The sequence below is a fragment of the Oceanicaulis sp. LC35 genome, assembly GCF_052055585.1.
Taxonomy (GTDB): Bacteria; Pseudomonadota; Alphaproteobacteria; order Caulobacterales; family Maricaulaceae; genus Oceanicaulis.
Map to the genome: position 1 here is coordinate 123,008 of NZ_CP170485.1, position 13,451 is coordinate 136,458.

General features: G+C 55.1%; 7 protein-coding genes. 1 reads left to right on the top strand and 6 read right to left on the bottom strand.

Annotation, left to right across the window (positions count from 1 at the left end):
- Positions 1-530 precede the first annotated feature (530 nt).
- Positions 531-1,613 (bottom strand): hypothetical protein, encoded by a 1,083-nt coding sequence (locus ACFELO_RS00650; RefSeq protein ID WP_440958648.1) that lies wholly within the window; start codon positions 1,611-1,613, stop codon positions 531-533.
- Positions 1,614-1,868: 255 nt separating this feature from the next.
- Here ACFELO_RS00650 and ACFELO_RS00655 point away from each other — a divergent pair, with 255 nt between their 5' ends.
- A complete protein-coding gene (locus ACFELO_RS00655) occupies positions 1,869-2,435 on the top strand; it encodes a recombinase family protein (RefSeq protein WP_440958649.1) in 567 nt (188 codons plus the stop codon).
- 1,509 nt (positions 2,436-3,944) lie between these two features.
- Here ACFELO_RS00655 and ACFELO_RS00660 read toward each other — a convergent pair.
- Genes ACFELO_RS00660 through hsdR form a run of 5 tightly spaced genes read right to left on the bottom strand, consistent with a single transcriptional unit; the run spans position 3,945 to position 13,173 of the window.
- Positions 3,945-5,024, bottom strand: coding sequence for a hypothetical protein (locus ACFELO_RS00660; protein ID WP_440958650.1), 1,080 nt, complete (start codon positions 5,022-5,024; stop codon positions 3,945-3,947).
- Between the two features lie 3 nt (positions 5,025-5,027).
- Positions 5,028-6,596, bottom strand: a complete 1,569-nt coding sequence (locus tag ACFELO_RS00665; protein WP_440958651.1) for a restriction system-associated AAA family ATPase — start codon at positions 6,594-6,596, stop codon at positions 5,028-5,030.
- Between the two features lie 2 nt (positions 6,597-6,598).
- The gene (locus ACFELO_RS00670; protein WP_440958652.1) at positions 6,599-8,149 is read right to left on the bottom strand and encodes a restriction endonuclease subunit S; all 1,551 of its coding nucleotides are present in this window, start codon (positions 8,147-8,149) and stop codon (positions 6,599-6,601) included.
- Entirely contained in the window at positions 8,146-9,741 is a 1,596-nt protein-coding gene (locus ACFELO_RS00675) for an N-6 DNA methylase (RefSeq protein WP_440958653.1), read from the bottom strand. Before ACFELO_RS00675 ends, ACFELO_RS00670 begins: the two co-directional genes overlap by 4 nt.
- A 33-nt stretch (positions 9,742-9,774) precedes the next feature.
- On the bottom strand, positions 9,775-13,173 hold the full coding sequence (gene hsdR / locus ACFELO_RS00680; RefSeq protein WP_440958654.1) for a type I restriction-modification system endonuclease: 3,399 nt from the start codon (positions 13,171-13,173) through the stop codon (positions 9,775-9,777).
- Positions 13,174-13,451 lie beyond the last annotated feature (278 nt).

A 13,451-nucleotide genomic window follows, 5' to 3' on the forward strand; every position in this document is an offset into this window, starting at 1 on the left:
CCGAAGCCTTCTCAGTGTGAAATTTGCGGGGCCTCAAAGCGTATCGGCTACCATGGCGAGAACTACTACGACCCATTTTCACTTATTCAGGTCTGCTTCCCTTGCCATATGGCGATCCATCGAAGGAGCATTTTCAGCGGACGTTGGACTACCTGGGTAAACAACCAGAAGCTACAGGGACTATGCCAATTATTGAGCACAATTCCGCGTTATCAGCCCGACCTCAAACGGTGGCTGATATCTACTAAAGGGGATTTCGTAGGAAGCTCGCTCAGCATGGTACTGAGAGGTATATAGCCAGATCAGTCAGGCTATATCAGCCGCTAGCCCCAATTATTTTGGGGCGCACTTCAACTCGAACTGGGTAACCCAAAAAAGATTCTGGCACCTGTGAGCTTAAATAAGAAAAGTCCTGATTTAACCACACAAGAATCTCATCATTATTTTCGGACCAGCACATTATTGTTGCCGCGGCTGGCGAAAAGCCGAGCCGGTCAACAAGGCGACGTGCTGCTTCCTGTACGTTCAACCTAGACTCCTAATTCTCCCGCCAACGTTACGTCAAAATAGCTCAAAATTTTGTTTATAGGGATTATGAAGCTAAGAGATTGGTCATTGGTGCCGGCGAATACTAGGCCAACTGCTTCATGCTCTCCGCTCGGGAGTTCCGTTACCACAAGCGAGCCGGAATCTCCTGGGGCACTGAATGGTACGCCTCCGAAACCGCGAACAATCCAGATATCTTCGAAGTATATTGCACCCTTAAACTCCGGTACCTGATAAGCAACCGGCAGCGGGCTTTGTGTCCACCCAATTACTTTACCATTTGTGAGCCCAGTTGTCCTTCCCACTTTCTTCACAGGCAGATTGTCGGACGGATCGCTAGCGCGAATAGGTGTATCAAAAAAGTTCCTTTGCATCGAAGACACACGAGAAGTGTCTTCGACCTCAAACAGAGCGGCGTCGAAATTCCCGCTTATGTCAACATTTGATGGCGAACCTGAAATCCAAGGCGAAACACGTGTATGCCTACCCAAGGTAAAAGGTGAAATGCCGTCGTGCCGAATATCAGCCAACCCAGGCGCAAGTATAGGAAATTCGGGCTCAAGATAACTGCACCCACCAGTCACATGGTTGTTCGATAAGCCGAAGATCTTGCCGTCGGCCCCATTAACTAGACAGCCGAGAGTCCCTGCGGCTAGTTCGTTAGCTGCCGATATCGACCCGCCACAGGTAAACTTCGAATTGGGATCGATAAGGTAGTGGCCATTCGGGCTAGGGGTGGATGAAGGCGACTTTACGCTTGGCGGCATCGCTTTGATATAACTGATCGGGAAGCCCTCTTCGGTCTCCCTGGGAAGTGCTTCAAGAGCTGCTTTTGTCAGTTTTCGATGCGTGCAGACCACAATCTTGCTATCTGCGCGGTTCACAAAAACCATATTTATACGGCTTTTCACCAAAGCATCTGATGCGGCCCGCGCTCGGTCATTGTCGAATAGCTCTTCAAGATCAGCTGGATCGTTGTCCAGCTCATCTTCAGGCAATGTATAGGTTAATACACCTGTCTTGGCAGCCCAAATCCGGAAACGCTCCGCAGCTTCAATAAGTTCCATATAATTCTCCAAAAAATGAAGCCCACACGTTAGGTGAGCATTTATCGTTTCTTTTGGCAACTTATGGAGTCCGCATACTCGCTCGTTAGGCGCAATAGCCCTCATTAGTGTTTATTGAAATCGGTCGTTTTTGAGAGCCTATGCGGCGCGCGATAAGTCTGTCGTAAACCGCTGCAGTTATATCTCAAAACTGTTTCTCGAATCATGCTCTCTCGTTTATCCTGATTGCAGGGTTTTTGAGAAGGCGAGAGAGCAATGATGGTTGGGTACGCAAGGGTTTCGACGCAGGAGCAGGACGCCGAGTTGCAACGCGTTGCACTGCGGGAGGCTGGGTGCGGGAAAATTTTCGAGGAGACTGCTTCCGGCGCGCAGCGAGACCGGCCTCAGCTCGCCGCTGCCCTCAACTACATGCGCGAAGGCGATACTCTTGTGGTTTGGAAGCTGGATAGGCTCGCAAGATCGCTAAAGCAGCTAATCGAGACCGTCGAGCGGCTGGATGACTGCCAGGTTGGTTTCCGTAGTCTGACGGAGAGTATAGATACGACAACCCCCGGGGGGAGGTTGATATTCCATATCTTCGGCGCACTCGCCGAGTTTGAACGCTCAATGATCAGAGAGCGGACGATGGCTGGTCTTGCCGTTGCGAAAGCCAATGGGCGTGTAGGTGGTAGACCGAAGGCGCTCAGTGATGCGGATGTTCGAGCCGCGTCAGCATTGCTATCCGATCCCTCAATCACAGTAGCCGATGTCGCGAAGCGCCTAGGTGTCGCGCCGGCTACGCTCTATCGGTATCTACCTGGTGGGCGCTCCGCGGCCTCCTAGACTTGAGGCCTTCAATTGACACTCTCTAACTCATCATCATCTGGTCCAGTCAGTGTACGAGAACGAAACCGTGAAGGCATCCGTCATGTCTTCAGTGAAAGGGCCCCTTCTGCGCAGGAGGCCAGGGTTGATAGGCTTGAGATCCAAGTAGTTGCGCGTCTGACGGGTTCTAGGGAGGCGATTAATCAGTACGTCGAGTTCTTAAATGATGAGGCCGAGGCAGACGCTATTGGCGGAATGCAAGAAAAGCTACTGACGCAATTTGGGAGGCAACCTAGCAAGAGGAGCGCACGAATTCGGAATGGATGCTGGAGTATCAACGATAGCGTCCATTTAACGGTCACAACTCGAGGGGGCTGGCTTATCCTGCGCCTACAACTCAATCCCACTCGTACTGCGCAGCACGCGCTGGCCGCAACTGGGTACGAAGATCTCCATGAACTTGACGTTCGTGAGTTCTTCCGCATCCGCCCTGAGGTGCTTGAAGAAACGAGCAGGCAAACCCTTACACGAACTGACAATGCTCTGACTTCCACGGATAGGCTCGGGGGTATTGTGTCGAATGTCCGCTTTGAGCGCTGGCAGAGGTATCTCGAAGTTTATGAGAGCAAGCTGATCGAGTTTCTTCACGCGACCTTCCTCCCTTCCGAGTTGGGATTTGCGCCTGGTGACCGTAGCGGAACTGGAATTGTTGAAGCCGGTCCGGTTGGTGTCTCCTTTAACTGGGCTGAGCTTACCGTCAATCAGGCGGAGATATATTGGGAGCGTGTTGAGTCTTCCGCGCTCGGTTTCGTACGCCAGCTTGGCGGGCGCCTGTTTGATGCGACTCCGGCTTCGCAGGTTCGAAGATACCCGAATTCAGAGCCCGACAGGATGGCCAGGGAAGGCGATAGTATCGTTGTCACAGTCCCTCAGAGAACCGGGCTTGATCTCGTAATTTACGCCAAAATGCACGATCGCATCCGATTTGAAATGCGGTATCAGAAAAACATTAGCCAGACTCTGAGGCGCCGACCGAGTACGACGAGTGAGAGTCCACTGTTACCTTGGCTCGAGCAACTTCAAGCCCATGCCAGCCAAGCGCTACAGTGGGACGGTATTCGAGCCTTGATGCCTCACGGACAATCCAGCGACCCTGTCGTCTTGCTTGTGTCGTTGGCAGACAAAGTGCGCGTAGCTTGCCAGGAAGTTGGCAGAAGTCAGGATTACGCGACGGTTCTCAATTATCTTTTAGAGTCCGCAGGCATGTCGGAAGGTGGGGAAATTGACCCCGAGGGAAGTCTAATTAGAGCTTTGGCGTCGAGAAATGTGCTTTTCCGGGCGAGAGTTCGAAATCGTAGCCGCGGCCAGCCTAAGAGATGGATGTTGCATCCAATGTTCACGCTTTTGCGTGAGCGGTTGAGCGGGGAGTCTGGCTGAGTGGTGCGCGGCTGACAGCGAGTGGATCGATTCGCTAGGCAGACAAGCCAAGTCAAAATATTGCAACTGGGTTGCAAAATTCGACGTGCTTCAGTGCGCAAGCGCGCTATCGAAAAGCCCTAAAAGAAACAGCTCGAAATCTTGCTCGGGGCCGTCTGTATTGAGCTGCTCCAACAAGAACTCCCAGAACGCCACCTTAGCAGCTCCATAAACCTCGTGTTGATCGTCTTGCGCAGCTTCAAGGCTCCGTTCGAGCCACTGGATCAATTCCGCTTTGTTTCTCGGCCTAACCCCGAGCCTATTGGAAACCTTTGCTGCGTTTTCTAGCCACCGATTGGCCTTTGGCGAGATTACGTCCTCGCGTAACCGACGTTTGATATCCCATACGGCGTCCCAGGTGTTGGCTTGGTCTCCGCCACTAAGTGTGATTTGCCAGTCTGGTGCTGCTGCATCCACGGCCGCCGGAAATCGCGAGCCTGCAAGTGAAATCTCGCTGGCTACCGGCCCAAAGGGATCGAACGCCGGTCGAAGCCTGCCGTCAGCTTTTCGAATTATGTCCTGCGCCTTCTTGAAGCGTGAGTTGCAGGTGCTGCCCATCGGCACGAGATTGTGAAGGTTGGAACCAGCGAGCGGGTAGAGCGAAATTGGAATGTAGTGATCCAGGTCCTGATTGGGGGCGTTCTCGTCCTCTGAAAGTATCCGCGGGATAGTCATGATCTCCGTTCCGCAGAACGGACAAACAGGAACAGGCATCGAGTCAAAAATTGCCTGATAGTGGCTCTGCCTGACGTCGAGAGAACCAATGAGGTTGAACCCTGCCTTAAAATATTCGATGAACGGTTTTCTAACCGCCTCCGGAAATTCTGAGACAAGCGGGCAAGCAGTCATTCCATTCAATACGGCAGGGATGTTGTTTTGGGCAACAATAGCGTCTCGAAGCGTTGAGCGTTCAGCTTCCGAGATCTCGCTCAGAGGTCTGATTAGGTCAGCACGCGTATCCCTTATGCTCAGCCGACGAACAAGGTTCGGCCTTCCAACTGGGACACAGTCTTTCCACTCTGCTGGTTCATTTCCCGCATCTATTGCATCCAGCAGCTCGGTTAGCATGTCGACCAGCCACTCATGAACCCAGTTCTCGGGTATCGCTGCGCCTTGATATGTGTACAGCATCGGTTAGCCCGGAACGTCTTTGATCATGCGGCGCAGGCGGTCCGCTAGCAAAGATTTTTCGACCGAAGGCCCGAGGTTCTTGAGCTCGTTCCGTATCAGCTCAATGTCATCTGTCTTCATGAGCTCATCGATGGTCGACATCGCAAGCTTCGAGATGGGCGGCTCGACGCCGAAGCAGCTCTCCAGAATTGTATCATAGGTGGCGCCGAAGGTCTGAACATCCGGGTTTTTGACCTCGATCTTGCCATCCTCATCTTTCCTGAAGATCAGCACCTGTTCGCGATCCATGTCCGACGGCACGAAGGGGGCGTGCGAGGTGATCAGAACTTCCTGGTCTTTCCGGTCTGGGAGGAGGTCGAGCACGCTGCTCACAAACTTCACTCGCCAGCGGGGGTTAAGATGGCTCTCTGGTTCATCGAGCAGGAACAGGGCGGATTGACTGCGCACGATGCCGAGGATCCCGAATATCTGAGCTTGCTGATGCTCACCGTCTGAGAGGGAGACGTAGTCGACTTCGAGCTTCTGATCAGCTTTGGCGGCCTGAAACCGAACACGCTCGAATTGGAAGACCTTCTGCTCGTCCTGGGGTTCCGGAAGCCGTGTCGCGTAACGCCGCTCCTTGGCGCTCTTTTTGATCCGTGTCCTAGCGGCTTTCGGGATTGCAAGATCATTGAGCATGCCGAGCGCTCGGATTGCGATATAGAGGGTCAAAGCATCAACGAAGAAATGAGAGGCGGCTGTTCGCGTCGCCTCGGAGACAAAAAAGTCAAATGTGTATGTGTCAGTGGACGCGACGTAGTCCCAACACGTCGCCGTCCGTTTCAGCCCGAGAATATGTCGCTCGAGCTCATCGGTTAGCTTAATCCGCGTTGTTGCCGGTCCATTAAGACGGACCGTGCATCGAAATGAGGTGATCTGGTCCAGGCAAGCGTGCTCAATCGTTTTGCGGCGTATTTCAGGTTCGCCAAGCAGCTGCGTCGCGACCAGGACTTCCAGATGGCTGGCATAGTCCACCATCAGAAGCTTGTTAAGCAACACCGTGTCGATCAGGCTGTCCGGGTATAACGCCGCTGTCGCGACATCTGCCGCATAGCCGGACCGGCTGATCAGGAAGGGCAGGCTGAGCGTTTCGTTGTCCCCAGAGGAATAGCCCACAATGAATGAAGGTAGGAGACGGGACGTCGCGGAGGCCGACCAGTCGAGCATTTCATATTCATCGCCGGTCCAACGGGCGACGGTGAAATCAAATTTCTTCCCCTTTTTGCCGCGTGAGAGCCGAACCTTTTCCCAATCGGCCTCCCCAGGAGGCCGAATAAAATAGTCGAGCCGGAAGAGCGTGTCTTCGTTCGCGGCGTCTCGTTCAATTTTTGGATTATGTTCATGCCAGGCGAGCTGGAAGATTTCGGCGATCAGCTGAATTAGTTGCGATTTGCCTGACCCATTTGGCCCAATCAGGCATAAAGGCGCTATAGGAGAGTTGCTGTCGCGCCGGTCCCCAAAGTCAATCTTCAGCCCATCCAGCAGTCCGCCGCAGCTTCTTGCTTCGATGATATTTAAATAGCTGAGCCGCACGATCAGGCCTTCTTCAACTTTATGATTTGATCGTCTTCATCAAATTCTTGCCGGAGCCTCGGAGGGTCCGACGTCAGCAGCTCAAAGATCGCGTCTTTTTGAGCTTCGTATGTGCCGGGAAAGACCTCCCTAATATCTTCAAAAGTCCGCCCTGACTCAGGCCAGGTTTCCAACGCGTCAGCTATTTTTTGGATGGGGCTCACCTTGGTCTTGCCTCCCTGGCGCCGCTGGCGGGGCTTCTTCGGAGCGCTCTTGCGAGCTGCTTTGATGCGGGCGAGGAGCTCCGCTGCGGGTTCGTCGGCAGGGTCTTGCGGAACTAGGGCTCCGCTGAATGCTTTCGACAAAATTTGCTGGTCGATGCGGTCGAGTGCTGTTGCTGAACCACGGACCTCTTGGACAACTTGATCGATATGGCGGAGTGCGGCTTCAATCCGCGCTATTGCGACGTTCTGGGTGGAAATTGGAGCCAAAGGAATGGCATAGCTCTTCAATTGCTTGAGATTGATACGGGGCCTGGTCGCGCCATGGACCGAGCCGCTTAGCGCGTCGTAAGCCTTGGTGCTCCCAAGTGCGAACATGATGTATCTAGGAAGGGCGATTGCGCGATTTAACCTGATTGCGAAACAGTCGGCTTTGTTAAGTGCTTGCCCGTCGAGGTCAGCCGGCAGTCGACACACGCGGATATTGTCTGAAATGAACGAGGAAAAAAGAATGTCATCCGCCTTTAAGTGGTGTCGCTCGAGACTGAGAAACTTCTCTTTTGAGATAAACGTTTCCTTCGAGCCTATGAACGCGAAGTGCCCGATGTTCTCTAGCCTGATTACCCGCTTTCCGGCTTCGACATAGTCCGCAGATTTGAGGTTGGACCCGAAAGGGCCGTCGAACGTGGATGCAGCAATTTCCTCGATAGAATGCTCGCTCTGAGCCGCCTTTTCAGCTCTACTAATCTCCGTGTCGATAACCGCCGCCTTATACCGCTCTACCAGGGCTTCGATTTTGGTGAGTTCGGTGCGGGCGCGAGCGGATTTGGCGGTCAGGCTGTCGATCTTCGCGACGATGCGTTTTTGTTCTGGAGCTGGGGGTAGAGGGATCACAGTTTCCTGGATCGCGCCTTTACCAAGTTCAACTTGATTGGTGCTTCCGGACTGCATTTCCTCGATGCGGGACTGTACCGCAGGCGAGCGAATATAGTTGAACACATAGCCTGGTTCAATCTCACCAGCGGATCGCACAACGGTGACATGACTATCTACCACCGCCCGGTTTGAGGTCTCCAATCCGGTGTAGAGACAAGCTCGTCCAATTGTTCCTGTGCCGGTCGAGTTCCAAAGAATGTCACCCTCAACGAGGAAGCGTTCTTCGCCCCACTTGTCCCATTGATCTGGATGCACGAATTTGAGCGCGGCTTCATCAATGCCCCACCACCTAACAGCCTTTTGGTTGATGACCGGAAGGTCACTCTTATCGGTGTACTTGGGGGACTTGCCGCGCTGAATGTAGCTCGAAATCGCGTTAAGGGTGGTCTCTGCCCACCCCTCTGGAAGATCACTCATCCTGCCACCTCATCGGCGGCGAGCTCGTCCTGTAGCGCTTCAATCTCCATCATGGCCGCCCGCAGGTGGCCCATGATCGCATCAGCGATCTCATCGGGTTCGGTCAGCCCATCTTCTGGCGTATCGCTGTCTTCACGCAGCCAGGTGATGTCCAGGCTGTCGCCTCGGGCGGTAATGTCTTCGCGAGAGAATTTGCGGAAGCGACCCTCTTCCCCTTCGTCGGGGCCATGCTGGCGACCGTTCGGGTCGGCTCCGTAGGCTTTCTCGAAGTCCTTCAGATGCTGACGGGTGATCGGGTTGGTCTTGCCGAATTGCGGCATGTTGGTGCGCATGTCGTAGACCGCCACTTCGGTCGTCGCATCGACCTTGCGGCTGGCGTCGTCATCGCTGGCGCGTTCCAGGAAGATCACATTCGTCTTCACGCCCTGGGCGTAAAAGATGCCGGTCGGCAGGCGCAGGATGGTGTGGACGCGGCACCAATTCATCATGCGCTTACGAAGGGCGAGGCCGCGGCCACCCTCGAACAGGACATTGTCCGGAATGACGATGGCTGCGCGTCCGCCTGGGTTAAGCGAGCGGATGCAATGCTCGACGAAGGGCAGCTGGTAGGATGACATGCCGGCCGTATCCACCAGGTCTTCCCGGGTCGGTGCGCCGCCAGACGGACCGAAAGGCGGATTGGTGAGGATCAAATCGGTTTTGGGAAGCGATTGCCCCCTCGGGCTCAACGTGTCCGCCAAGTTCACATGCTCGGGCTCCAGTCCGTGCAGGAAGAGGTTCATGAGAAGAAGGCGGAAAGTGTCCGGGACGTTTTCCAGCCCGTGAAAGGCCTTTTCGCGTTGGAATTTCTGGTTCGTCTCGGACAGGTCAAAATACTCGTCAGTCTTGGCTTTCATGTAGCGGTCGGCGGCGATCAGAAAGCCGCCGGTTCCAGTCGCCGGGTCTTGGATGATTTCGCCCGGTTGGGGCTGCATCAGATCGACGAGGCATTCAATTAAGACTCGTGGCGTGAAGTACTGACCGGCCCCGCGTTTGGTCTCCTCGGCGTTCTTCTGGAGGAGGCCCTCGTAGAGATCCCCGAACTGGTCGCGCTCTTCGGAGAACCAGTGGAGCTTGTCGATGGCGTCGACGAGTTCTTTCAGATTCGCGGGCTCACGTAGGAAGGTGGAGGCGTTGGCGAAGATCAGCTGGACGATGCGTGGCAGAGGTTCTGCAGCGGCGTAAGCTTCCACTTTTAACTTGCGCGCCTTGGCCTGATCTTCAGATTCTTCGCCTTCAGGCGTGGCCGGAAGCGGGACAATGACGCCCTTGGCGTCGATCCGCACTTCAGGGTTGCCAAGCGTTGTCAGTGTGTCCCGGTAGCGCTGGAGGCGTTGAACGCCCTCTAGCTGCTTTAGGACCGACCACTGATAATCAGCCGGGAGCATCGGTCCTTTGCGCGTCTTGTCGAGAAGGGTAGCTCCGCGCTCCTCGACCATTTTCAGGAACAGAAGATACGTCAGCTCAGTGACGTACTGCTGATATGTGATCCCATCTTTTCGGAGGATCGTGCAAAGCCGCCAAAGCTTCTGAACGATATTGTTTGCGTTCATGTCTTTTCTCCCCGATGCGTCCAGAAACCAGTCTTAAGCTGCAGGCGTCTCCCATATCGCAGCGTTCAATTCCTGGAGCAATCCAGGCAGTTCACCGGCAAAGTCCATCGAGATGCGACGGTAACCGCCCTGTTGAGCGAAAGCCCCGGCCTCCAGCGCAGTTGGGTCTGCGACAGGCATCTCTTTGAGCACGCGCCCTATGCGCTTGAGCCAGCGCTTCTGGACGCTGTTCCAAGGGCGTGAGGCCGCGATTTTTGCAATGGCGTTATCGACCCGAGTCTCATAAGGCACTAGTGGGTCACCCAGCGCCGCCTGACGGACATACCCAATGATATGTGCGGCTATGTCTGCATTCCGGACTCGGCCATAAGCAGCTCTAAGGTTCGCCTCCGAGAAGCCTTCATCGTCTAGAAGTTTTGCGAGGTTTGTGAGCTCTTTACGGGTCAAGTCGCGAGGCTTTTGAGTGGCGGCGATTAGCGCCGGGACGGTGTTCATGTTCTCGCGAATGAATCGTTCAAAGCCTTCGATATAGTCTTCTGGGCTGGCGTTCGGCCCGTAGTAGTCCTCAATGCCCAAGAACTCGTCGGGGTGCTCGGACACATAAATGCCGCCGCTGCCGCCTCCCTCTGGCCGCCGGTCAAGGATTTCGCTCGCCCTGGGGAAGCGCTCGAACCACTCCATAAGCTCACCGGGGGTCAGCTCATGGAGTATTTCGGCAAGGTCGTCCGAAGAGGTCTCAAGATGGGTCTCCAGCTGTCGGCGCTGATCTTCGTCCAGGCGCCGAACAAGCTGGCGCGTCTTTACGACGATCTGCCCGGCGACCCAGTCCTGGTCCTCCTCGGTCAGGGCGAAGCGCAGATCGCTTACCAGCTGCATCAGGTTGATGTCCGGCCTCACGACGACCGGACGCATGTCCGACAGTTCCTGAAGATGAGAATACAGATCGACTGCGTCGAAAATCCTGAAATGCTCTTTGCCGATTTCCTTGCAGAGCCGGGTCGCCCGCCCGAGCATTTGGTCATAAAGGATGCGGCTGTTGACCCTGCGCAGGAACACCAGGTTCGTGATCGAAGGGATATCGACGCCGGTCGTCAAGAGATCGACGGTAACGACGAATTTGGGCAACGGGTCGCTCCGGAAGCGATGGATTTGTTTCTCCGGCTTGTCGACGGCACCCGTGATCTTCATCACTAGATCATCAGGGATGTCGCCCCATTCCTCGCGCAGCGCTTCCTTGAGCAACCGGACCACTCGGTCTGCATGATCATCGCGCGCGGCGAAGATCAGGGTCTTTCCCGGTGCGCTTGGATCAATCTCAGCTGCGAGGGCCTCACAGACGACCTTGTTGAAGCTCTCCGTGTAGACCTTCTTGTTGAACTTTTCGACTTCCAGCTCGACCGTATCTTCCAGGGTGGAGAGTTCGACCTTCCCAGAGCGCGGATCAATGATCTCAACTTCTTCGCCGCCTTCAAACTTGATCCCAGCTTCGGCCAAGGCCGTGAGGATGCGTTTAGGCGGCAGGTGGTCGGTCAGGTAACCGTCGATGACGGCCTGGCGGTAGGAGTAGTTGAACACCGGCCGGCCAAATATCTCGCTCGTGTGGAGGGCTGGCGTGGCCGTCAGCGCGACCTTGGTTGCGTCAAAATAGTCCAGTACCTGGCGATACTTTGAAAGGTAGTCATCGATATCGCGGAACGCGACATCACCCTCACGGAGTTCAGCATCCAGAGTGTATCCCCGGTGGGCTTCGTCAACGATTATGCAGTCATACATGCCTGGTGTGACGCGCTGGTCCGGATCACCCTCAGCCATGATCCGAGTGACGAGCGATTGGACAGTCGCTACATGCACCTGATCCGATGGCTCTGGAGTTTTCTTCTCTAGATCCGCGACATTGTAAATCTGCGCGAACTTCAGAAGACCTTCGAGTTCGGTGTTTTCCAGCGCATCAAGGGTTTGGTTGCCCAGCGCTTTTCTGTCGACAAGAAATAAGATGCGCCGAAACCGTTTGTGCTTGAGGAGCCGGTACATAAGCGCAATACAGGTCCGGGTTTTCCCGGTTCCTGTCGCCATCGCAATCAGGGCCTCGCGCTGACCACGACCGATAGCCGCCTCAATCGCGGTTATCGCTTCCTGCTGATACGGGCGTAGCCCGGCGTATTCGAAGGTTTCCTGTGAAAGCTTTATAGCCGATCCTTCGACGTCCTGCTCTAGCTTAGTCAGCAAGTCGGCTGGTGAGAACCATTCCGGCAGTGCTGCCGGGTGATTTGAGGCCTTCCGGACGTCTAGAAACCAAATGCCCGACTTCTCTATGAATTGGCGGACAAATGGGCGGCCATTCGTCGCGAAGAGAAATGGCACGCGGTAGCTGGTGGTTTCATCATGCACCCAGGGTGCATCTGCGAGCAGCTCGCCCCCATCCATGGTGATCGACTTGCCATAGCGTTTCGACTGGCTGTTGAGGATGCCAGGGACGTCCTTGCTCTCTCGCTTGGCCTCGATAACGCCCACACATTTCTTGCCCACGAAAAGGGCATAGTCGACGGGCCCGGTTTCAGTCGGCCACTCTGCGATGGCGAGGTTGCGGCCCTCTTTTGGGCGAGCGCCGTTTCCGTAACGCAGTGATTTGGTGTCAGCCTCCCAACCCATATCCAACAGCTGGACATCGATCAGCGTGCGGGTGTCGGCTTCGTCCAGCTCCAGGCTCTCAGCGGCCTTTAGGCCTGAAGAGACCGCCTTCTTACGCTCTTGCTCTGGGCCCTGCTCTACCTGCGCATTTAACGCCGCTAGCTCCCGCTCAAGGCGGGCGCGCTCGGTGTCATATTCTTGGGCGAGCGTTTCCCAGCTTGCCTGGTCTTCGTGGGCCTGCTGAGCAAGCTCCTCTGCGGCTTCCCTCGCTTGCTGTTGCTCTGCGAGGGACGCTTGATTGGATTGAGCAGCCTCCTCGGCTTCGCGCACCCGTCGCCTAAGTTCAGAAAGCGCCGCAAGAAGGTCTTCGCTCTCCTCGGCGGGATTAGGGGGAGGCACAAAGGGGCCCGGCTTGAAATCAGGCTCACTGCCGAAGCTCTGATGAAACCAAACCCCCAGCGCGCGGGCAAGTTTCAACGCGGAGAGGGCTTCGGAGTGCGAGCCGCTGAATTCATGGGCGGCTTTGTTGCCCTTAATCCGGATCGCGTGGACGATGTCCAGCACAGCCTTCGACATGATCCGGTCGCGCTTCAGCGCAAAGAGCAGGTCGTTGAACTTCTCGCGGACCTTGGGGTCATAGGCCCCGGCCCTGGCCGCGACTTCCTTAGTCAGAAGCTCCGCGAACTGCCGCGACTTAATGAGCGAGGTGTTGGGGTCTTCCGCAAAAAAACGCTCAGCCAGATAGCCGAGACGAAAGAGCTGCTCGTTGTGAGTAAGCAGGTGGTGGAAGTTGACTGACTTCATGTCTCAATTGGTGCGCCAGATAACCGTAGAGGTTGCCTGTAGGCTAGCGTATCCCAACGAATTGATTTTGCAATTGATTGCAGAGGTGCCGAGTAGGTTGCCATGCTTCTTACATGCGGCCCAATCGAAGTGGCCGTTCAGACTCAACTTTTTCGTTTATCCTGGAATCGCTGAGGCTGAGATGGGCCAGAGTCGCGCTAAAATTTGCAACTGGTTGCAAACTCCAGCCAAAATTGGCACAGCCTTGTGGTACAAAATTTAGTACATCGGAGATCAAT